This is a genomic window from Tardiphaga sp. 813_E8_N1_3, from assembly GCF_051811025.1.
GTDB lineage: Bacteria > Pseudomonadota > Alphaproteobacteria > Rhizobiales > Xanthobacteraceae > Tardiphaga.
Map to the genome: position 1 here is coordinate 5,374,568 of NZ_JBPWQE010000001.1, position 20,116 is coordinate 5,394,683.

The following is a 20,116-nucleotide window of genomic DNA, read 5'->3' on the forward strand; positions in this document are numbered from 1 at the left end:
CACTCTTCTCAACAGGAACACACCGATGACCGGACGCCATGCATTTCGTGGATTGCAGACGCTTGCCCTCACACTGACCGTGACGGTCGGATCGTTTGTCGCCGCGCAGGCCGACACCAAGATCAAGATGGTCCTGAACTGGAAGTATGAAGGTCCGCAGGGCATGTTCTTCCTCGCGCAGGATCGCGGCTATTTCAAACAGGAAGGCCTCGACATCACCTTCGACCAGGGTAACGGCTCCGGTGCGGCGGTGCCGCAGGTCGCCAACGGCGCCTATGACATGGGGTTCGGCGACATCAACGCGCTGATCGAACTCGCCGCCAGGAAGCCGGACGAAGCGCCGATCGGCGTCTACCAGATGTACAACCGCCCGCCCTTCACGGTGGCGGTGAAAGCCAACAGCCCGATCAAGACCCCCGCCGATTTCGTCGGGCGCAAGCTCGGCGGCGCCGCCAACGACGGCGCGCTGAAGCTGTTCCCGGCGCTCTGCGCGGCGACCAAGATCGACTGTACCAAGGTCGAGGTCACCAACATGCAGCCGAACCTGCGCGAACAGATGCTGATGAAGGATCAGGTCGATGGCGTGTTCGGCTACATCACCACCATCCGCTTCAGCGCCAGGCTGATCGGCATCGATCCTGAAAAAGAGATCCGCTTCATCAAGTTCGGCGACTACGGCATGGATCTGTATTCCAACGCCATCATCGTCTCCCGCAAGTTTGCCAAGGAAAGCCCCGACGCCGTGAAGGGCTTCCTCAAGGCGCTCAACCGCGGCGTCAAGGATGCCATGGCCGATCCGAAGGCCGCCATCGAGGCTGTGCAGAAGCGCGAACCGTTGATCAAGCCGGAGATCGAACGCGCGCGCCTGGAAGCCACACTGTCCGACGAAATGACTTCGCCGGAAATTGCAAAGATCGGCCATGGCGACATCAGCGACGAACGCATGAGCAAAGCGATCGATATCCTCGTCAGCGCCAAGGAACTGCCACGCACGCCGAAGGTCGGCGACGTATTCGACCGCAGCTTCATGCCGCCGCTGGCCGATCGCCCAACGGCCATCAAGGCCGCGATGTAACGCAAGGCCGCCCTGTGGACCGGGCGCCGCGGCACTCGGCTTCTCCTACACCACCGAAAGACAACCCCATGAAACTCTCCCTCGAAAATCGCGTCGTCATGATCACAGGCCCCGCCAAGGGGATGGGCGCTTCCATCACCCACGCCTTTGCCGAGCAAGGCTGCAAGCTGGCCCTGCTGGGCCGCGACACCTCAGCCATCGAGCCAGTTGCCGCCGAGGTGAAGGCCAGGGGCGGCGAGGTGATCGTCATCCCCTGTGATCTCACCCGATCCGAGCAATGCGAAGCCGCGGCTGAACAGACCAAGGCCAAATTCGGCCGCATCGACATCCTCGTGAACGTCGCCGGCGGCTCCGGGCCGATCGGCAAGACCGGCGTGCAGACCACGCCGGAGGAATTCGACGAGATCGTCACCCTCAACATGAACGGCTGCTTCCACACCATGCATGCCGCGTTGCCGACTATGATCGAACAGCGCTACGGCAAGGTGGTCAATGTCGGCGGCACCTTCGGCATGCGCGGTCGTGCCGGCCGCATGGCCTATTCGGCATCGAAATGGGGCTTGCGCGGCATCACTAAGAGCTTCGCGCTCGAGGTCGGGCAGTTCAACATCAACGTCAATTGCGTGGCGCCGGGCATGGTGGACGGCCCGCGCTTCCGCGAGAAGGTGTGCCGCGACATGGCGCTGAAGCTGGGCATTTCCGAAGCGGAAGCCGCGGAGCGCCACGCCATGGATTACGCGCTGCGCCGCGTCACCGTGGATGCCGATGTCGCCAATGCCTGCCTGTTCCTGGCCAGCGACGTCTCGCGCCAGATCACCGGTGTCGACCTGCCGGTCGATGGCGGCTGGGCGATGCTGTGAGCGGAGATCGTGAGATGAGCGACAAGGTCGATCTGGTCATCAATGGCGGCACCATCGTATCGCCCGATGCAAGTTACAAAGCCAGCATCGCCATCAAGGACGGCGTGATCCACGCCATCGGCGCGCCGGAGGCGATGCCGCCGGCAAAGCAGGCACTCGACGCCACGGGCCTTCATATCCTGCCCGGCGCGATCGACGTGCACGTGCATTTCCGCGATCCCGGCTATCCGCAGAAGGAAGACTTTGCCAGCGGCACTGCCGCGGCAGCCTTCGGCGGCGTCACATGTGTGTTCGACATGCCGAACACGCTGCCAACCATCAACAATGCTGAATCATTGGCCGACAAACACAAGATCGCGTCGTCAAAGGCTTACGTTGATTACGGGCTCTATGCGGTGCTCGGTGAAGACAGCATCGAACATGTCGGCGCCCTGATCGATGGCGGCGTGATCGGCTTCAAGCTCTATATGGGCAACACCTTCGGCCGCATCCCCTCGCCCTCCACCGGCGCCATGCTGGAAGCCTTCGAGGTCGTCGCACCGACCGGCAAGCGCATCTCGCTCCATGCCGAGACCAACACCATCATGGAGCGTCGCGAGGCCCGGCTGCGTGCCAGCGGTCGCATCGAGCCGATCGCGCATCTGGCAGCACGGCCCGCCGTGGTCGCGATCGAAGCCGTCGAGCGGGCGGCGACGCTCGCCGAGTGGACCGGTGCACGCATTCATGTGCTGCATATCTCGTCGGCTGCCGAATTGCGTCCGCTGGCCGAAGCCAAGGCGCGCGGCGTGGACATCACCGGCGAGACCTGCCCGCAATATCTGCTGCTCGACGAGACCGACTACGAAAAATTCGGCGGCGTCGTGCGCGTCAATCCGCCTGTGCGCGAAAAGCCGAACCAGCAGCCGATCTGGAACGCGCTAATGGACGGCACCGTGGACATGATCGCCACCGACCACGCCCCGCATTCCATCGAGGAGAAGACGCGCGAAGATATCTGGACGGTCGATTGCGGCTTCCCCGGCGTCGAGACGCAGATGCCGCTAATGCTGACCGAGATTAACAAGGGCCGCGCCACCATCAACGATTACGTACGCTGGAGCGCCGACGCGCCAGCCAAGGTTTGGGGCCTCTATCCGCGCAAGGGCACGCTGACCGTCGGCTCCGACGCCGACATCGCCATCGTCGACCTCAAGCGCGAATGGACCGTCGATGACGCGATGATCCAGTCAACAGCGAAAATCTCGCCATGGCATGGCCGCAAGGCCTCGGCGCTGCCGATTCACACCATCGTGCGCGGTCGCTTCGTGATGAAGGACCGGATCTTGCAGGAGGATGCGCGCGGCACCGGGCAATCGGTGCATGCGATCCAGCAGATGCCACCGGCCGCGCCTCTGAACACCGACTCGACTATGGCTGCCATCACCTCCGTGCAGAAAGCCTGACCCGATGAACGCACCGCTCGTCCACTCAAAGCCCCGCGCCGCGGACAACGTGATCGAGCTCGAAAAGGTGCGTGTCACCTTTGGCACGGCGAAGAATGCGGTGACCGCACTGGCGGAGACCTCGCTGCGCATCGACAAGGGCGAATTCGTAGCCCTGGTTGGGCCAAGCGGCTGTGGCAAGTCGACGATCCTCAAGCTTGTGGCAGGCACGCTCGCGGCGACGGAGGGTAACGTGTTCGTCGCCGGCCGCGAAATCGGCGCGGGTGCCGCACGGATCGGGATGGCGTTCCAGAATCCGACGCTGCTGCCGTGGCTGAACATACGCGACAATGTGATGCTGCCGCTCAAGATCGTGCCGCCGTTCAAGGAAGCGTTCGGCGCCAAGCGCAAGACCGAGTATCGCGACCGCGTCGAGACATCGCTCAAGCAGGTCGGCCTCGGCGGCTTCGGCGACAAATTTCCCTGGCAGCTGTCCGGCGGCATGCAGCAGCGTGCCTCGCTGTGCCGGGCGCTGATTCATGATCCGACCTTGCTGCTGCTCGACGAACCGTTCGGCGCACTCGATCAATTCACCCGCGAGGAGTTGTGGGAGATCATGCAGAACCTGTGGATCGAGAAGCGCCCGACGGTGCTGCTAGTCACTCACGACCTCAAGGAAGCCGCCTATCTCGCCTCGCGCATCTGCGTGATGCAGGCGCGGCCGGGTCGAATCGTGGATGACAGCGCGGTGCCGTTCGCGCGGCCGCGCACTATCGACGTGTCGTTCGAGCCGGATTTCGTCACACTGACCCAGCGCCTGCGCCAGCGCATCGTCGCGGCTCGCGCCGTTCAGGAGACCGTGTCATGAGCGAACGTCTGCGCCGCCAGATCATGTCCACCGCCTGCATCATCGGCTTCTTCGTGCTGTGGGAACTGCTGTGCCTGATGTTTCATGTCTCGGACATCGTACTGCCGCGGCCGAGCCAGGTGCTTGCGACGCTCTGGACGCGCTTCCCCGCGATCTGGCCGCATGCGCTGCAGACGCTGTACACAACCATGGTTGGGTTTGGCTTCGGCATCGCGATCGGCATTCTGCTGGGCATGCTGATCGGTTCGTCGAAGCTGGCCTATGACGTCGCCTATCCGATGCTGGTGGGCTTCTCGTCGATCCCGAAAGTTGCGGTGGTGCCAATCTTCGTGCTGTGGTTCGGCGCCGGCACGGTCCCGGCGATCCTCACGGCGATGATCATGTGCATCTTCCCCATCGTCGTGAACGTGGCCACCGGCCTCGCCGCCACCGAGCCGGAGTTGCAGGATGTCATGAAAACGCTGCGCGCGACCAAGCTGGAAATTCTGTGGAATGTGGGCCTGCCGCGCACCATGCCGTACTTCTTCGCCTCGCTGAAGGTGGCTGCGACGCTGGCTTTCGTCGGCACGGTGATTTCGGAGACCGTGGCCTCCAATCGTGGCATTGGCAATCTGATGATGATCGCGTCGTCCAGCTTCGATGTGCCGCTGGTGTTCGCCGGCCTGTTCATTCTGGCTGCATTGGGCGTCGGTTTGTATATTGTGTTCTCGCTGATCGAGGCGCGCGTCACCGGCTGGGCCGTGCGCAGCGACAGTTTCGCCTCCGGCGGCTGAACACAGGACATTCCATGACGCAGACACTACTTCCGAGCCCGACGACCGTTCATTGGGGTTATTTTGACGCCACGCTGAAGCCGATCGCCACCATCAATCCCGGCGAGACGATCATTATCACGAGCGTCAGTGGCACACGCGAGAACCTACCGACAGAAGCGGGCATGACCGTCCGCCCCGAACTTGTCGCCATCCTGGATGCCGTCACGCCAGAACTCGGGCCGCATATCCTCACCGGGCCTGTCGCCGTGCGGGGCGCCCAACCGGGTGACGCATTGCGTGTCGAGATCCTTGATGTCCAGCTTGCGGATGACTGGGGCTATACGCTCTTCAAGCCCGGCATGGGCACGCTGCCCGACGACTTCGACTATTTCCGCCGCGTCCATATCGGACTTGATCGGGCCAATGGCGTGGTGAAGACGCCATGGGGCATCACGCTAAAGGCGCAGCCGTTCTTCGGCGTGATGGGCACCGCGCCGAAACCTGCGGTTGGCCGGGTCAGCACGACCATGCCCTCACACTTCGGCGGCAATATCGATAACAAGGAGCTCGGCGCAGGTTGCGTCCTCTATCTTCCTGTCTGGACCGAGGGCGGCCTGTTCTCCTGCGGCGACGGTCACGCCGTGCAGGGCGATGGCGAAGTCTGTGTGACTGCCGTCGAAACCGGCCTCACCGGCACGTTCAAGATCGATCTCGTCAAGAATGCGCAGTTGGAGGCCCCCTATGCCGAGACGAAGGATCATCTCATCTCGATGGCCTTCGATCCCGATCTCGACGAAGCCGCGCGTATCGCGCTCCGCCGGATGGTTAGCATGATCGTCGCACGCACGACGCTGACACCCGACGATGCCTATATGCTCTGCAGTCTCGCCGCCGATGTCCGCGTCACCCAGCTGGTCAATCTCGACAAGGGCATCCACGTGATGATGCCACATGCGGTGCTGAACCAGTCGAAGCGCTAAACCGCGCGTTCGGCCGGCTCAAGCGCGATCTCTTCGTCGTCGATCTTGTCGACGAAGGTTGCCGGCACGAGGCGCTTGCGATTGATGGTCAGATCGAACACGTCAAAACGATTGTAGTAGCCAACCACATCGTGAAACTGCTTCGGCTCGATGCAGCGACGGAGGTCGAACTCTGCGTAAGCAATGCCTTCGTTGTCCTGCAGCATGTCGCCCAGCACTTCGCCGGTCGGATCGACGAAGAAGCTGGCGGCGCGCTGCGTGCGATCGATCACGTCGACCACGTCGGGATCCCGAGCGATCAGGAAGTCGCGCATGGCCTTGTCCATATAGCCGGCGGTGATGATGCCGAAGGCCTTGGCCTCGAAGGAATGCGCGCTGGCGCGAATGCGGTTGGCGGCGACGTTGTTGAAATTGCCGCCGCTGCTCGGGCGGCGCGTCGGCCACATCGGCGGCCAACTCGAAATATGGATCTGCTCGGCCTGCGCCATCAGCGTGTAGCGGGCCAGCGGATTGGTGTTCTCACCGCAGATGAGATTGCCGACACGGCCCACAGGCGTATCGGCGACACGGAGGCCGGCGCCGTCGCCGGCAGCCCAGATCAGCTTCTCATAGAAGGTCGGCACCAGCTTGCGATGATGGTTGAGAATGCTGCCATCCGGCCCGATCAGGACATTACTGTTCCAGATCAGACCGACGCTGACCGGCGAGCTTTCGCTGATCCCCATCGAAATAGTCACGCCAAGCGACCGTGCCTCGTTGCGCAGCGCCGTCATTTCGGGCCCCGCAATCGACACCGACTGCTCGGCCATCGTCACGAACAGATCGTGATTCTCGATTGGCGCCCACAGTGCCGCCCAGACCGGAAACGCCGGGATATAGGTTTCAGGAAAGGCGATCAGCTGCGCGCCTGCGGCAGCAGCCTCGCGGATGATCGAAATCGCCTTCGCCGTGGTGGCTGCGCGATCAAGAAATACCGGCGCAGCATGGACCGCAGCGACTTTAACCTGTGACGACATCGTCATTCTTCCTCTTGCATCGATGCAGCGACCTTTCTGGCCAATAGGACGGCCCGGAAACGTCGCTGAACCATGTTCGAGGAGGAACCTACCCATTCAGTGCCGCGGAACCACGGGGCATTTCTGCAACCCGGGGTGCACGGACCACCATGCTTCGAGGATCGAGCGGGCCTGGCTGGGCGCCTCGCTTCACCACGTCTGATTGCGGGAGTTGTCGCCGATGCCGTAGCCATAGCTGGTCGGCGCACTCGCATAGGAATCCATCAACCGCACCGCTGGAGCAGCGGACGGCACGGTCACGCGGGCCGGAGCATGGACACGCCGCGGCGCGCGACGGGCTGCGCCAATATCAGTGGAGAGCCGGGGATCCCCGATCCAGCGATAGGCCTTGTCGGATGCCGCCGAGCTTTCCGCCATGGAGGTCAACATCACGAAAGCCACGGACGCGGGCACCAAGAGCCACCGCCGGGCCGATTTCATCATCGTGCTGCGCGTAGACATTTGAGCGATCCTTTCATCAGGGTTGAGGGAACGAGATATCTTCGGGTGGAGCGTCGATGCGAACTAATCGTCAAAGGCGAGGACGATCATGCAAGCGTCCGCGGCCCGTTTCTGGATACTCCCCGAGGAGCATCACTGCTGTGTTGCGAGTGCGGACATCGTCACGTTGTCGCGGCGCCAGGCATTTGGACTGACGCCGGTCGCGCGACGAAACTGGCGGCACATGTGGGCCTGATCGGAGAAGCCGCAATCGATGGCGATCTCGCAGAGTGACTTCCTGCTGGATGTCATCAGCTCCATCGCGCGTGTCAGCCGGCGGGCAACGATATAGGCATGAGGGGACTGGCCAAAGGTGGTCTTGAACGCATTCGAAAAGTAACCGCAACTCAGGCGGGCAAGACTCGCGAGATCCGATACTTGGATGGCTTCATCCAGATTTGAATCAATGTGACGTTTGATCCGATCCACCTGCCAGCGCGCGAGGCCGCCCCGGGCGGGGCTGACTGGCGACGGCTGGGAGGGCGCCTCGAGCAGCGATGCGGCCTGCCTGATGCATCGAAGAGCCGCACCGACATCGGACCCGATTGCCTGCCGCGCATCTAGCAGCAGCTGGGCGACCGTCGTAGAACTTGCGTCAGACAATACACCGGCAAACGAGTCAGAATTCTGGGACTGTGAATCGAGCAGCATATCGGTCTCCTTCGGGTGGTGAATGCCATCGACATCGCGATGACTTCGACGATCCCAGGATGAGAGATTCCGGCCGCGCTAACCATTCTACGAGGATAGAGATTCAAGAAACAAAGGTAATCCCTCCCTATACCAAGGTTTATCCCGGGCGGGATGCCGTCGGCTTCGACGGACTTCACCATTCCCTGCAGGACGCATGCCCTGCCTCCTAATTTACGGCTCAAATGACCAGTTCTGATCGCGACCGACGATCCTCACAGCTGCCCATGTCTATTGCAGCGGCCACCCTTGCCGCAGGCATTTTCGCGTTCGACGCCTTCAGCACATTCGAGATCGCCGTCGCGGCGCTTTATATCGTCGTGCTGCTGATGGCGCTCCGTTTCACCAATGTCACGGGCATCATCCTGATCGCCCTCGGTTGCATTGGCCTGACAATCCTCGGTTATCTGATCGGCCACGCGAACGACCCTAATGAGGGAGCGATGCTGCGCGGCGCCGTCAGTGCGCTCGCCATTGCTATCGCTGCCGTGCTTTGTGTCCAGATCCGGATGGCGGATGCGAGGCTCCGACAGAGCGAAGAGCGCTATCGCAACATCTTTCAGAGCACGAATGTCGCCGTCTGGGAGCAGGACTTCACCGAAGCAGCGGCTGCCTGCGCGCCGATCCTGCAACAAGGCCTTTCCCGACTTCGGGACTACCTCATCGCCAACGAGGGTTTCCTCAAGCATTGCCTGTTTCTGGTGCGGACCATCGACGCGAATGACGCGGCAAAGCAATTGATCGGCGATCTCAACCAGAGGAACGTTCAGCAGTCCTGGGATGTGGCACTTGAGCCGGAGACTTTGACCACCTTTCGCGAAATTCTGCTCGCATTTCTTGCGGGAGAGAGTTCTTTCACGACTGAAGCGACCATCCGCGCCGTCAACGGGGAGTTGCGCACCACCATCGTCACGGCAACCTTCCCCACTGATCGATCTCGCTCCGTCCTGATCAATTCGCTTGATGTCACCGCCAAGATCGCAGCCGAGCAGGCACTCCAGCAGAGCATCGCGGAACTCACCCGTGTCTCGCGCATCGCAACATTGGGGGCCCTGACGGCGTCGATCGGCCATGAGGTCAACCAGCCACTTGCCGCCGTGGTGACCAATGCGGAGGCCGCCTTGCGCTGGCTGTCGCGGGAGCGGCCCGATCTCGGCGAAACCACGGCCTGCCTCAAGGAAGTCGTGCAGGAGGGCCGCAGGGCGGGCGACATCATTCACCGGCTGAGGTCCCTCGCCGTAAAGGGCGAGCTGGCGCGCGGCCAGGTCGACATCAACGCCATCGTCACGCAGGTACTGGCGATGGTCCAGCGCGATCTGGCACAGCACCAGATTGCGGCAGTCCTCGACCTGACACCCGACCTGCCCGCCATCGCGGGCGACGAAGTACAGCTTCAGCAGGTGCTGATGAATCTCGTCAACAACGCCGTCCACGCCATGAAGGCGACCGCAACGAAAGAACTGAAGGTGTGGTCGGCATTCGACACGGCACGAGGAATTCTCGTCTCGGTGCGCGATTCAGGATCAGGTATACCGGACGACCATATGCAACGCCTGTTCGCGCCGTTCTTTACGACAAAGGTCGAGGGAATGGGCATCGGCCTCTCGATCTCCCGATCCATCATTGAGTCGCATCACGGACGCATCTGGGCGGAACGAAACGAGAGTGGTGGAACCACCTTTCATTTCATGATACCGACAGCCACCGCAGAAGGACCCGGCAACCTTGCCTAACGACGTAGAAGCACCTTTGGTCGTCGTCGTGGACGACGAAGCCGCCATCCGCACTGCGGTTGGCAGTCTGCTGCGCTCGGTTGGATATGAAGTCAGCTTCGCCTCCTCGGCGGTCGAGCTTCTCGAGAGCGACATTCTCACCAGGGCCAGCTGCCTTGTCCTCGATATCCGGCTGCCGATCGTCAGCGGCCTCGATTTTCAGAAGCGTCTCGCGGATCTCGGCGGCAATACGCCCATCGTCTTCATGACCGGCCATGCCGATGTGCCGATGACGGTGCGCGCCATGAAGGCCGGCGCCGTCGACTTTCTCGCCAAGCCGTTTCGCGATCAGGAAATGCTCGATGCCGTCGCCGGCGCCGTGGAGCGCGACCGCAAGGCGCGGCAAGAGCGCGATGGACTGGCCGATATCAAGGAGCGTTTCGGCACTTTGAGTGCGCGGGAACGCGAGGTGATGGAATTTGCCACCGCGGGGCTGCTGAACAAACAGATCGCCGCAAAGCTGAACCTCAGCGAGATTACGGTTAAGATCCACCGCGGCAAGATGATGAAGAAGATGGATGCAAAATCCTTCGCCTCTTTGGTGCGCATGGCCGAGGCCATCGGCATGAAACCAGCCCCGGGTACCTCCCGATAAACCTCAGTATGATTTCGCTACACGGCGTTATTTGACAATATCCTGGGCGAAACGGCTCAACACTGGGGTCGCTGTCAAAGCCGCCGTGTGGAGATTGCGTTGAACTCTGAACATGCCATTGCCATCATCGACGATTCCTCGTCGGTTCGCCGCGCGCTTGAAAGCCTGCTGCGATCGCTGGGCTTTGTCGTCCTCAGCTTCGAATCCGCCGAAGCGTTTCTGACATCGCCGGTGGTCCGCGAGACGTCATGCGTGGTGACCGACGTCGAAATGCCCGGCCTCACCGGCATCGATCTCTATGAGCGCATGCGCTCGGACAAGAACCAGACGCCGGTCATTTTCATCACGGCCAATTCCGAAGAGAAAGTGCGCGCGCGACTGGGCAGCACGCCCTGCATCCTCAACAAGCCGTTCGAAGTCGACGAACTCGCCGCCCGCATCAACCAGGCCATCGCGGCGCCATAGCCGCACTGCTCTTCCGAAGATGCATGGCGCCGATCCCCCAATAGCGATGGGCTCACATGCCCAGCACGCCGTCACGCGAAGGTTTTAACGCGCGTAGGTGTCGGATAGTGTGCGCGCACTTACATGGGGGAATGATATGAGCATGTCCGGAATATTTGCGCGCGTCGTCGCGGTGATCGGCGGCGCGGCGCTGCAGTGGCGCCGCCTGCAGGGCAATACACACGCGCCCGCCTGGGGCAGCGCGCCGGTGGTGCCAGAGGCGAAGCCGCAAGGCGCCATCCCCACATTGAAGATGCCGACTGCCCAGGGCTGGGCCGCGGGGCAGAGACCCGTCGTCGCGCCCGGGCTCAAGGTCAACGCCTTTGCCACCGGCCTGAAACATCCGCGCTGGATCAATGTGCTGCCCAATGGCGACGTCCTCATCGCCGAGGCGACGCAGGTTGCCGGTCCCGTCCGCAACATGTTCGGCTATGCGATGCAGGCGACGATGCGGCGCGCCGCTGCGCTCGGCACCAGCGCCAACCGCATCACGCTGCTGCGCGACCGGGACGGCGACGGCGTCGCCGAGACCAGTCAGACCTTCATGGAGGGGCTTAACCAGCCGTTCGGCATGACGCTGCTGAACGACACATTCTATGTCGGCAATGTCGATGGTGTGGTGGCCTTCCCCTATGTGGCGGGCGCGGACAGCATCACAGCGCCGGGCAAGAAACTCACCAATTTCAAGTCGGGCGGCCACTGGACGCGGAGCATCCTGCCGAGCCCCGATGGCAGCAAGCTCTATATCGGCGTCGGCTCGCTGAGCAACATCGCCGAGAGCGGCATGGAGGTCGAAGAGGGCCGCGCCGCGGTCTATGAACTCGATATCGCCAGTGGCAAGAGCCGCATCTTCGGCGCAGGCCTACGTAACCCCGTCGGCCTCGCATGGGAGCCGACGACAGGCTCGCTGTGGACCGTGGTCAATGAGCGCGACGGGCTCGGCGACGAAACGCCGCCGGACTATCTGACCTCGGTGCGCGACGGCGGCTTCTATGGCTGGCCCCATTGTTACTGGGGCAAGACGGTGGACGACCGCGTGCCGCAGGATCCGGCGCTGGTCGCCACCGCGGTCACGCCCGATTACGCGCTTGGCGGCCACACCGCCTCGCTCGGCCTGTGCTGGCTGCCCGCCGGCACGCTGCCAGGATTTCCGGACGGCATGGTCATCGGCCAGCACGGCTCATGGAATCGCAGCACGCTCAGCGGCTACAAGGTAGTCTTCATCCCGTTCGTGAACGGCAAGCCGTCCGGACCGCCGCGGGATATCCTGTCTGGTTTCCTCGCACCCGACGAGAAAGTATCCTATGGACGCCCTGTTGGCGTCACCCTCACCCCGGACGGCGCGTTGCTGGTGGCCGACGATGTCGGCGACGTCATCTGGCGTGTGACAGGCGCCGCCTAAGGGCCGCGGAATAATCTGGCAGGCTCGTGGAGCACGCGATAGTTGCGCGCTCCACGCTCCGACCTACTTCATTGTTGGCATCACGAATTCCGGCCCCTGCGCAATACTGGTTGGCCAGCGGCTGGTGACGGTCTTCAGGCGGGTATAGAAGCGCACGCCTTCCGGCCCGTGCATCGAATGATCGCCGAACAGCGAGGCCTTCCATCCGCCGAAGGAATGGAATGCCACAGGCACCGGGATCGGCACGTTGATGCCGACCATGCCGACGCGGATGCGGTGCGCAAATTCACGCGCGACGTCGCCGTTCTGCGTGAAGATCGCGGTGCCGTTGCCGTATTCGTTGTCGTTGATCATGCGCGCCGCCGTCGCATAGTCCGGTGTCCGCACCACGGCCAGCACCGGCCCGAAGATCTCTTCCTTGTAGATCGTCATGTCCGGCGTGACATGATCGAACAGCGAACCGCCAATGAAATAGCCGCCCTCGTTGGAGCGGAAGTCCCGTCCGTCGACGACCAGCTTGGCGCCCTGTTCGACGCCGGAATCCACATAGCCGCGCACCTTGTCGAGATGCTGCTGGGTCACCAGCGGACCCATTTCGGATTCAGCATTGAAGCCAGACCCGACCTTGAGCGCACGAATCTTCGGCTCCAGCTTGGAGATCAGAGCATCCGCCGTCTTCTCGCCGACCGGCACCGCGACCGAGATCGCCATGCAGCGTTCGCCGGCCGAGCCATAGGCGGCCCCCATCAGCGCATCGACGGCCTGATCGATATCCGCATCGGGCATCACCACCATGTGGTTCTTGGCGCCGCCGAGCGCCTGGCAGCGCTTGCCGGTGCTGGTTGCGGTCGAATAGATGTAGCGTGCGATCGGAGTCGATCCGACGAAGCTGATGGCTGCAACATCGGGATGATGCAGCAACGCATCGACGGCTTCCTTGTCGCCATGCACGACGTTGAACACGCCGGCAGGCAGACCGGCTTCGGCCAGCCACTCCGCGATCAGAAGCGATGCCGACGGGTCACGCTCGGAGGGCTTCAGCACGAAGGTGTTGCCGCAAGCCAGCGCCACCGGGAACATCCACATCGGCACCATGACCGGGAAGTTGAACGGCGTGATGCCCGCGACCACGCCCAGCGCCTGACGAACGCCGTAGCTGTCGACACGCGTGCCGACATTCTCGCTGACTTCGCCCTTCAGCAACTGCGGCGCACCGACGGCGAATTCGACGACTTCGAGACCGCGCTGGATTTCGCCCTTGGCGTCCGACAGCGTCTTGCCGTGCTCGGCGGTGATCACCGCTGCGAGATCGTCGATGCGGTCTTCGCAAATACGCAGGAATTTATTGAGAATGCGGGCGCGACGCAGCGACGGCGTATCGGCCCAGCTCTCTGCTGCTGCGAGCGCGGCGGCAACCGCGGCACCCACTTCGGACGTGCTGGCAAGCCCCACCTGAGCCGTCTGCTCACCGGTGGCCGGGTTGAAAACGGGCGATGTCCGGCCGCTACGACCTGCCACCTGTTGTCCGCCGATATAGTGCTTGATTTCCGAAGCCATCGAACTCTCCTTTGATGCTCCAGCGGTCTTGCGCCGCTTCCCTGCCCCGGACAACGCGAAGTATTGCGGCTTCGATGTGCAGCAAATAAAGTCCGGCGATGGATTGGGACAAAGTTCGGATTTTCCTGGAAGTCGCCCGTACCGGCCAGATTCTGGGCGCCGCCAAACGGCTGAAACTCAACCATGCAACGGTGGCGCGCCAGCTCACCGCCCTCGAAAAAGACCTGAAGACAAAGCTGCTGAACCGGCAGACGACGGGCTCGTCGCTGACGCCATCGGGGGTTGCGCTGCTCGCGGCCGCCGAGCGCGCCGAATCCGAACTGCTCAAGGTGGGATCGCAGCTGACATCGGCCGCTGACAAGGTGGCGGGCACAGTGCGGATCGGCGCGCCGGATGGGCTCGGCAATTATTTTCTGGCAGATCGGCTCGGCGGCTTTGCCGCAGCCAATCCGGATCTGATTGTTCAGCTTGTGGCCCTTCCGCGCACATTTTCGCTAGCCAAGCGCGAGGCCGATATAGTCGTGGCGCTGGAGCGCCCCGATGAGGGCAAGCTGATCTGCACCAAGCTCACGGATTACACGCTGAGCGTCTACGCGTCAGAAGCTTATCTGGCCCGATCGACACCGATCCGCGAGCCCGGCGATCTCGCCGATCACCTGCTGATCACTTACATCTACGATATCATCTATAGCCGCGCGCTGGACTATGCATCGACCTTCAGCGAACTGATCACACGCCGGTTCGAATGCGGCAGTGTGGTCGGCCAGCTTGAAGCGGTTCGTGCCGGCCACGGCGTCGGCATCCTGCACGACTACGCCGCGCAGCTTTATCCCGAGCTGAGGCGCATTCTCCCTGCCAGCCGCTTCACCCGAAGCTACTGGCTCGTCTCACATCCCGATACGCACGACACCAGCCGGGTCCGCGAAGTGCGCCGCTATATCGTCGCCAAGGTGCGCGAGGCGCGCAGCCAGTTCGTCGTGCAATAGCGGGCTTCATACTCAGCTTGCAGAAACGACCGCGCCGAATTTGGTGAAGAACTCGCCGGCGAGCTTCTTGGCGGTGGCATCGATCAGACGCCCGCCGAGCTGTGCCAGCTTGCCGCCGATCTGGGAGTCGACCTCGTAATGCAGGATCGTCTCGTTATCGCCGGCGGCTTCCAGCCTGATCGCAGCACCGCCTTTGGCGAAACCGACGACGCCGCCATTCCCCTCGCCCGTGATCTTGTAGCCGTTCGGCGGATCGAGATCGCTCAACGTGACTTTGCCGCCGAACTTCGCCTTCACCGGTCCAACCTTGATCACCACCGTCGCCGTCATTTCGGTCGGCGAGGTCATGTCCAGCACCTCACAGCCCGGAATGCACTGCTTCAGCACGTCGGGATCGTTGAGGGCCGCCCACACCTTGTCGCGCGAGGCTGGGACCGTCTGGCTGTCTTTCATCTGCATGGGAATACCCTGTCTTCAAGCCAGCGCGTCAGACCGCGCAATAGCGTTCCTGAATTTCCTTGTCGGCGAGCAATGCGGCCGAGCTGCTTTCGTAGACGACCTCGCCCTGGTCCATGATCACCGCGCGGTCGGCAAGGCGTAGCGCCCATTCGACATTCTGCTCGACCAGCAAAAGCGTGACGCCCTGATCGCGCAATTTACGAAACAGCACGCCCATTTCCTCGACCAGCACCGGCATGATGCCTTCAGACGGCTCGTCGAGCAGGATCATCTTCGGCTTGGCGATGGTGGCACGCGCGATTGCCAGCATCTGCTGCTCGCCACCGGACATGGTGACGCCTTCTTGATCGAGACGCTCCTTGAGACGCGGAAAGCTCTCGGCGATCTCCTCGATGGCTTCGCGCTCGTCGATCTTGCCGGCGCTGGCGACAAGGCCAAGCTGCAGATTCTCGCGCACGGTGAGTCCGGGAATGATCCGGCGCTCTTCGGGAACGTAAGCGAGGCCGAGCCGGAACCGGTCATGCGCTTTCATCGACACCAGATCGTGGCCGTCGAAGGTGATGCTACCGGTGGTCTTCGACATCAGCCCCATGACCGAGCGAATCGTGGTGGTCTTGCCGGCGCCGTTGCGGCCGACGAGTGCCACGACTTCGCCCTGCGCCACCGAGATCGAGACCCCGTGAAGCGTATGGCTGGCGCCGTACCAGGCGTTCAGGTCTTTGGTTTCAAGCATAGCCATCGTTCTGTCCCAGATAGACGCGACGAACCTCGGGGTCCGTCTGAATGTCGCGCGGCGAGCCATCCGCAATCAGCCGCCCATGGTGCAGCACCAGGATGCGGTCGCTGAGGCCGAGGATCATCTTCATCTTGTGTTCGACCAGCAAAATGGTGCGCTCGGCTGCGAGCTTCTCCAGCAGCGCCACCATTTCCTTGGTCTCTTCCGGACCCATGCCTGCGGTCGGCTCGTCGAGCAGCAACACCTCCGGATTGGAGATCAGCGCAATCGCGATCTCCAGCGCACGCTGCTGGCCGTGGGCCAGAAACTTCGCGGTCTCATCACGCTTGGCGACCAGACCGACGGATTCGAGCGCCGCATCCGCCTTGGCATCCAGCTCGGTGAACTTGTTGCGATTGGTCCAGATATTGTAGCGCGAGCGGCTGGCTTGCGCTGCAACGCGGACGTTTTCGTGGACGCTCAGATCCGGAAAGATGTTGGTGATCTGATAGGAGCGCGCGATGCCACGATGCACGAACTCATGCTGCTTGGTGCCCTTGAGATCGTCACCCTTGAAGCGGATCGAGCCGCTGGAAGGCGTCAGCACGCCGGACAGCACGTTGAAGAACGTGCTCTTGCCAGCGCCGTTGGGGCCGATGATGGAGGTGACGCGGCCGGGTCGGAACTCGGTCGTCACGCCCTGTAGCGCGACGAAGCCGCCGAACCTCACTCCGATGTCGTTGACGGCGAGAAGCGGCGCGTTCATCGCATGACCCTTGTGAGAAATGTGCCCCAGATGCCCTTGGGCAGAAACAGCACGAACAGCACGAAGATGGTGCCGACGATGATCTGCCAGTGCGACGTCCACAGCGAGAACACGTCTTCCATCACCAGGAACACCAGCGCACCGATAAACGGGCCGAAGAAGCTGCTGGCGCCGCCGAGCAGCGTCATCATTACAATCATGCCGGACGACAGATAGTGCAGCGAGTCCAGCGGCACGAACGCCAGATGCAGCGCCGACATGGTACCGCCAAGTGCGCAGATCGTGCCCGACAGCGTGAATGCGAGCAGCTTGGTGCGCTCGACATTGTAGCCGCAGGTGCGGGCACGGCGCTCGTTCTCGCGGATCGCTTCGATGGCGGCGCCGAATGGCGAGTTGAGGATGCGCGAGACCAACCAGAGCGCGAGCGCCGCGAACACCATCAGCACGTAGTATTTATTGACCGGATCGAGAAAGTTGATGTCAAAGCCGAACAGGTTGATCTTGTTGACGGTGAAGCCGCGCAAACCGTTCTCACCGCCGGTCCAGGTCGAGGCCTGTAACGCGACGTAATAAACAAGCTGTGCGAGCGCGAGCGTGACCATCGAGAAGTAGATGCCGCGGGTCCGCGTCGACATGGCGCCCATGACGAAGGCCAGCAGCCCGCCGCCCAAGACGCCCATCAGCACCGCGAGATACCACGGCACGCCGAACTGGCCGATGGCGATGCCGGTGATGTAAGCGCCGGTGCCGACAAAGGCTGCGTGGCCGAACGACAGCAAGCCAGTATAGCCGAACAGAAGATTGTAGCCGACGGCGACAACGCCGTAGATCAGCACGTTGACCGCAAGCGCCTTCGACGGGAGCAGCCAGGGCAACAGACAAAGTGCGAGGATCGACAGTGGGACGCGATATTTGGTCATGAGCAATTTGAAACGCGCGGGTTTGCGCGCGCTGGTGGATGGGGAAACGGCAAGCACCGAGGATGTCATGGTCCGCTCCGTTACGCGAGTTTGCCGAACAGGCCCTGCGGCCGGATCAGAAGAACGATGGCCATCAATGCGAACATCACGATGGTCGCCATTTCCGGTGCGAACAGCGCGGTCATGCTGATCACGACGCCGACCAGAAGGCCGGCGATGATCGAGCCGACCAGCGAGCCGAGACCGCCGATGACAGTCACCACGAAGGCTTCGGCCAGCACCAGGGCGCCCATCTCGGGATTGACTGACCGCATCGGGCCGGAGAGCACGCCGCCAAGCGAAGCGAGCCCGACGCCGAGACCGAACACCAGCAGCCAGACCTTGCTGATATCGACGCCGAGCACCTTCATCATGGTGGGATCGCGCGCGCCGGCGCGCACGATCAGGCCGAACTTGGTCTTCTCGAGGCCGAGCCACAGCAGCATGACGACGAAAAACACAATGCCGACGACGAAGATGCGGTAGATCGGGAAGAAGCCGACGCCGAGATCCACGACGCCGGTCAGCAGTGTGGGGGTCGGGAACGGAATGCCGTCACTGCCGAACACGATCCGCACGCCTTCGACCAGGATGTAACTCAGCCCGAAGGTGAGCAGCAGCGGATCGTCGATCGACCGGCCATAGAGCGGACGGATCAGGAAATATTCGATCAGCATGCCGAACATGCCGATCATGATGGGGGCCACGAGGAGCCCCCACCAGAAGCTGCCGGTCAATGAGGCGACCCAAAGCCCGGCATAGGCGCCGACCATGAACAATGCGCCATGCGCGAAGTTCACCACGCCCAGCATGCCGAAAATGATCGACAGGCCGAGCGCGGTGATCACGAGGATCGCGCCGAGGGCAACTCCTGAGAAGAGTTGCATCAGGATGAGTTCTGTATCCATGGAAGGCGCGTGCTTTCGTTAGGCTGGGAAACCGAGTTCCGTGCAGCTACGCAGCACGGTCTCGGATGGCGCATCATTGGCGACGACGCTGAACAGATCGCTGTCGCTCTTCATATCGGCCTTCTTCTTGGACTCGAGCACGAGGACCGACTGCACCGACTGGTGATCGCACTTGCGATAGTACTGAGGCCCCTTGGCGACATCGTATTTCAGCGCTTCCAGTGCTGTGATCACCTTGTCGGTGTCGGTTCCGCCGGCGACCTGCATGGCCTGCAGCAGCGACGACACACCGGTATAGCCGTAAGCGCCGTAGTCGGTAGGGATCGCCCCGCCATTGGCCGCGCGATAGGCGTCGTTGAACGCCTTGGCGCTCGGCAGCGTGCTCTCGAGACCCCAATAGTAATTCGAACCGCCGACGACGCCTTCGAACACTTCCGGGCTGACCGCCAGCCGCTGGTTATGCAGCAATACCGGCACGACGATCTTGGACTGCTGCTTCAAGCCGAAATCAACCGCCTGCTTGATGGAGTTTGCCTGATCGCGGCCAAAGTTGCTGATGCACAATACGTCGGCACGCATCGAACGCAGACGCGGCATGAAGGTCGAGTAATCGGCGGCACCGAACGGATGCATGATTTCGCCGACGGTCTCGGCGCCGATCGCGGCCTGCGCGCGCTTGAAGCCGCGCAGCATTTCATGTCCATAGGCATAGTCAGCGACGAGATGGGCGACCTTCGTGCCCTTCTTGAAGGCGTGACGCGCCACAGCGCCTGCGGTCATTGTGGGATTCAACGCTTCGTGGAAGGTGTATTTACTGAAGTCCTTGACCTCGTTGATGGTGTCGGACTGGCTGATCGAGACATAGAGCACGCCGCGAGCGCGCGTCACTTCATTGACCGCGAGCTGCACTGCGCTGGACAGTGAGCCGACGATCGCATGGACCTTGTCCTTTTCGATCAATTCGAGCGTGCGCGTTGCCGCCTCGCCGCCATTGAGCTTGTCGTCGCGGACCAGCAATTCGACCTTGCGGCCGTTGACGCCGCCCTTGTCGTTGAACTGCTTGACGGCGAGTTCGGCACTCTTGACCTGATCCTTGGCTTCGGCAGCGAATGGGCCGGTCAACGGCGTCGGAAAGCCGATACGGATAGTGTCGTCGGCCGCGCGTGCGATCCATGGCATGGCGACGACGCTCGCGCCGGTGCCGAGCGCGGCCAGCACGTGACGACGCGAGATGTGATTGCGGGTGGTGCCTCGATTATCCCTAGTCATGATGTCCTCCGTTTGATTT

At 62.3% G+C, this 20,116-nt stretch carries 22 protein-coding genes; 11 read left to right on the top strand and 11 right to left on the bottom strand.

Features of this window, described 5'->3' with window-relative positions:
- Positions 1-25 precede the first annotated feature (25 nt).
- From AB8A33_RS25420 to AB8A33_RS25445, 6 genes are all read left to right on the top strand, one after another.
- Positions 26-1,075, top strand: coding sequence for an ABC transporter substrate-binding protein (locus AB8A33_RS25420; protein WP_439095329.1), 1,050 nt, complete (start codon positions 26-28; stop codon positions 1,073-1,075).
- Between the two features lie 68 nt (positions 1,076-1,143).
- A complete protein-coding gene (locus tag AB8A33_RS25425; RefSeq protein WP_439095330.1) occupies positions 1,144-1,935 on the top strand; it encodes an SDR family NAD(P)-dependent oxidoreductase in 792 nt (263 codons plus the stop codon).
- 14 nt (positions 1,936-1,949) lie between these two features.
- A complete protein-coding gene (locus AB8A33_RS25430) occupies positions 1,950-3,377 on the top strand; it encodes a dihydroorotase (RefSeq protein ID WP_439095331.1) in 1,428 nt (475 codons plus the stop codon).
- A gap of 4 nt (positions 3,378-3,381) precedes the next feature.
- A complete protein-coding gene (locus tag AB8A33_RS25435) occupies positions 3,382-4,224 on the top strand; it encodes an ABC transporter ATP-binding protein (RefSeq protein WP_439095332.1) in 843 nt (280 codons plus the stop codon).
- Positions 4,221-4,997, top strand: a complete 777-nt coding sequence (locus tag AB8A33_RS25440) for an ABC transporter permease (RefSeq protein ID WP_439095333.1) — start codon at positions 4,221-4,223, stop codon at positions 4,995-4,997. Before AB8A33_RS25435 ends, AB8A33_RS25440 begins: the two co-directional genes overlap by 4 nt.
- Positions 4,998-5,011: 14 nt before the next feature.
- On the top strand, positions 5,012-5,959 hold the full coding sequence (locus AB8A33_RS25445; protein WP_439095334.1) for an acetamidase/formamidase family protein: 948 nt from the start codon (positions 5,012-5,014) through the stop codon (positions 5,957-5,959).
- Here the strand turns inward: AB8A33_RS25445 and AB8A33_RS25450 are convergent.
- The 4 genes from AB8A33_RS25450 to AB8A33_RS25465 form a co-directional block, all read right to left on the bottom strand.
- Positions 5,956-6,975, bottom strand: coding sequence for a carbon-nitrogen hydrolase family protein (locus AB8A33_RS25450; RefSeq protein ID WP_439095335.1), 1,020 nt, complete (start codon positions 6,973-6,975; stop codon positions 5,956-5,958). The genes AB8A33_RS25445 and AB8A33_RS25450 overlap by 4 nt on opposite strands.
- A 189-nt stretch (positions 6,976-7,164) precedes the next feature.
- Complete coding sequence (locus AB8A33_RS25455; protein ID WP_439095336.1) at positions 7,165-7,476, bottom strand: hypothetical protein; 312 nt, start codon at positions 7,474-7,476, stop codon at positions 7,165-7,167.
- Between the two features lie 132 nt (positions 7,477-7,608).
- A complete protein-coding gene (locus AB8A33_RS25460) occupies positions 7,609-8,166 on the bottom strand; it encodes a helix-turn-helix domain-containing protein (protein WP_439095337.1) in 558 nt (185 codons plus the stop codon).
- A gap of 254 nt (positions 8,167-8,420) precedes the next feature.
- On the bottom strand, positions 8,421-8,624 hold the full coding sequence (locus AB8A33_RS25465; protein WP_439095338.1) for a hypothetical protein: 204 nt from the start codon (positions 8,622-8,624) through the stop codon (positions 8,421-8,423).
- 24 nt (positions 8,625-8,648) lie between these two features.
- Between AB8A33_RS25465 and AB8A33_RS25470 the strand changes: the two genes are divergently transcribed.
- The 4 genes from AB8A33_RS25470 to AB8A33_RS25485 all read left to right on the top strand — a co-directional run bounded on the left by AB8A33_RS25470 (position 8,649) and on the right by AB8A33_RS25485 (position 12,478).
- Complete coding sequence (locus AB8A33_RS25470) at positions 8,649-9,938, top strand: sensor histidine kinase (protein ID WP_439095339.1); 1,290 nt, start codon at positions 8,649-8,651, stop codon at positions 9,936-9,938.
- Positions 9,931-10,572, top strand: coding sequence for a response regulator transcription factor (locus AB8A33_RS25475; protein WP_439095340.1), 642 nt, complete (start codon positions 9,931-9,933; stop codon positions 10,570-10,572). Before AB8A33_RS25470 ends, AB8A33_RS25475 begins: the two co-directional genes overlap by 8 nt.
- A gap of 99 nt (positions 10,573-10,671) precedes the next feature.
- Complete coding sequence (locus AB8A33_RS25480; RefSeq protein WP_439095341.1) at positions 10,672-11,037, top strand: response regulator transcription factor; 366 nt, start codon at positions 10,672-10,674, stop codon at positions 11,035-11,037.
- Positions 11,038-11,173: 136 nt separating this feature from the next.
- The gene (locus tag AB8A33_RS25485; RefSeq protein WP_439095342.1) at positions 11,174-12,478 is read left to right on the top strand and encodes a PQQ-dependent sugar dehydrogenase; all 1,305 of its coding nucleotides are present in this window, start codon (positions 11,174-11,176) and stop codon (positions 12,476-12,478) included.
- 63 nt (positions 12,479-12,541) lie between these two features.
- Here the strand turns inward: AB8A33_RS25485 and AB8A33_RS25490 are convergent, their stop codons facing one another.
- Positions 12,542-14,035, bottom strand: coding sequence for a CoA-acylating methylmalonate-semialdehyde dehydrogenase (locus AB8A33_RS25490; RefSeq protein WP_439095343.1), 1,494 nt, complete (start codon positions 14,033-14,035; stop codon positions 12,542-12,544).
- Positions 14,036-14,133: 98 nt separating this feature from the next.
- Here AB8A33_RS25490 and AB8A33_RS25495 point away from each other — a divergent pair, with 98 nt between their 5' ends.
- Positions 14,134-15,021 carry a LysR family transcriptional regulator gene (locus tag AB8A33_RS25495; protein ID WP_439095344.1) on the top strand — a complete coding sequence of 296 codons (888 nt, stop codon included), beginning with the start codon at positions 14,134-14,136 and terminating at the stop codon, positions 15,019-15,021.
- Between the two features lie 12 nt (positions 15,022-15,033).
- Here the strand turns inward: AB8A33_RS25495 and AB8A33_RS25500 are convergent, their stop codons facing one another.
- The 6 genes from AB8A33_RS25500 to AB8A33_RS25525 form a co-directional block, all read right to left on the bottom strand.
- Positions 15,034-15,480, bottom strand: a complete 447-nt coding sequence (locus tag AB8A33_RS25500; RefSeq protein ID WP_439095345.1) for a CoxG family protein — start codon at positions 15,478-15,480, stop codon at positions 15,034-15,036.
- A 28-nt stretch (positions 15,481-15,508) separates the two neighbouring features.
- Positions 15,509-16,213, bottom strand: a complete 705-nt coding sequence (locus AB8A33_RS25505) for an ABC transporter ATP-binding protein (protein WP_439096058.1) — start codon at positions 16,211-16,213, stop codon at positions 15,509-15,511.
- A complete protein-coding gene (locus tag AB8A33_RS25510; protein WP_439095346.1) occupies positions 16,206-16,961 on the bottom strand; it encodes an ABC transporter ATP-binding protein in 756 nt (251 codons plus the stop codon). The genes AB8A33_RS25505 and AB8A33_RS25510 overlap by 8 nt, the downstream gene beginning before the upstream one ends.
- A complete protein-coding gene (locus AB8A33_RS25515) occupies positions 16,958-17,881 on the bottom strand; it encodes a branched-chain amino acid ABC transporter permease (protein WP_439096059.1) in 924 nt (307 codons plus the stop codon). The genes AB8A33_RS25510 and AB8A33_RS25515 overlap by 4 nt, the downstream gene beginning before the upstream one ends.
- A gap of 80 nt (positions 17,882-17,961) precedes the next feature.
- Complete coding sequence (locus AB8A33_RS25520; RefSeq protein ID WP_439095347.1) at positions 17,962-18,828, bottom strand: branched-chain amino acid ABC transporter permease; 867 nt, start codon at positions 18,826-18,828, stop codon at positions 17,962-17,964.
- An 18-nt stretch (positions 18,829-18,846) separates the two neighbouring features.
- Positions 18,847-20,097, bottom strand: coding sequence for an ABC transporter substrate-binding protein (locus AB8A33_RS25525; RefSeq protein WP_439095348.1), 1,251 nt, complete (start codon positions 20,095-20,097; stop codon positions 18,847-18,849).
- Positions 20,098-20,116 lie beyond the last annotated feature (19 nt).

What these genes read in the sequence shown, in the direction of transcription:
- AB8A33_RS25420 (WP_439095329.1), top strand. Translation starts at nt 26, where the DNA reads ATGACCGGACGCCATGCATTTCGTGGATTGCAGACGCTTGCCCTCACA.
- AB8A33_RS25425 (WP_439095330.1), top strand. Translation starts at nt 1,144, where the DNA reads ATGAAACTCTCCCTCGAAAATCGCGTCGTCATGATCACAGGCCCCGCC.
- AB8A33_RS25430 (WP_439095331.1), top strand. Translation starts at nt 1,950, where the DNA reads ATGAGCGACAAGGTCGATCTGGTCATCAATGGCGGCACCATCGTATCG.
- AB8A33_RS25435 (WP_439095332.1), top strand. Translation starts at nt 3,382, where the DNA reads ATGAACGCACCGCTCGTCCACTCAAAGCCCCGCGCCGCGGACAACGTG.
- AB8A33_RS25440 (WP_439095333.1), top strand. Translation starts at nt 4,221, where the DNA reads ATGAGCGAACGTCTGCGCCGCCAGATCATGTCCACCGCCTGCATCATC.
- AB8A33_RS25445 (WP_439095334.1), top strand. Translation starts at nt 5,012, where the DNA reads ATGACGCAGACACTACTTCCGAGCCCGACGACCGTTCATTGGGGTTAT.
- AB8A33_RS25450 (WP_439095335.1), bottom strand. Translation starts at nt 6,975, where the DNA reads ATGTCGTCACAGGTTAAAGTCGCTGCGGTCCATGCTGCGCCGGTATTT.
- AB8A33_RS25455 (WP_439095336.1), bottom strand. Translation starts at nt 7,476, where the DNA reads ATGTCTACGCGCAGCACGATGATGAAATCGGCCCGGCGGTGGCTCTTG.
- AB8A33_RS25460 (WP_439095337.1), bottom strand. Translation starts at nt 8,166, where the DNA reads ATGCTGCTCGATTCACAGTCCCAGAATTCTGACTCGTTTGCCGGTGTA.
- AB8A33_RS25470 (WP_439095339.1), top strand. Translation starts at nt 8,649, where the DNA reads ATGCTGCGCGGCGCCGTCAGTGCGCTCGCCATTGCTATCGCTGCCGTG.
- AB8A33_RS25485 (WP_439095342.1), top strand. Translation starts at nt 11,174, where the DNA reads ATGAGCATGTCCGGAATATTTGCGCGCGTCGTCGCGGTGATCGGCGGC.
- AB8A33_RS25490 (WP_439095343.1), bottom strand. Translation starts at nt 14,035, where the DNA reads ATGGCTTCGGAAATCAAGCACTATATCGGCGGACAACAGGTGGCAGGT.
- AB8A33_RS25495 (WP_439095344.1), top strand. Translation starts at nt 14,134, where the DNA reads ATGGATTGGGACAAAGTTCGGATTTTCCTGGAAGTCGCCCGTACCGGC.
- AB8A33_RS25500 (WP_439095345.1), bottom strand. Translation starts at nt 15,480, where the DNA reads ATGCAGATGAAAGACAGCCAGACGGTCCCAGCCTCGCGCGACAAGGTG.
- AB8A33_RS25505 (WP_439096058.1), bottom strand. Translation starts at nt 16,213, where the DNA reads ATGCTTGAAACCAAAGACCTGAACGCCTGGTACGGCGCCAGCCATACG.
- AB8A33_RS25510 (WP_439095346.1), bottom strand. Translation starts at nt 16,961, where the DNA reads ATGAACGCGCCGCTTCTCGCCGTCAACGACATCGGAGTGAGGTTCGGC.
- AB8A33_RS25515 (WP_439096059.1), bottom strand. Translation starts at nt 17,881, where the DNA reads ATGACCAAATATCGCGTCCCACTGTCGATCCTCGCACTTTGTCTGTTG.
- AB8A33_RS25520 (WP_439095347.1), bottom strand. Translation starts at nt 18,828, where the DNA reads ATGGATACAGAACTCATCCTGATGCAACTCTTCTCAGGAGTTGCCCTC.
- AB8A33_RS25525 (WP_439095348.1), bottom strand. Translation starts at nt 20,097, where the DNA reads ATGACTAGGGATAATCGAGGCACCACCCGCAATCACATCTCGCGTCGT.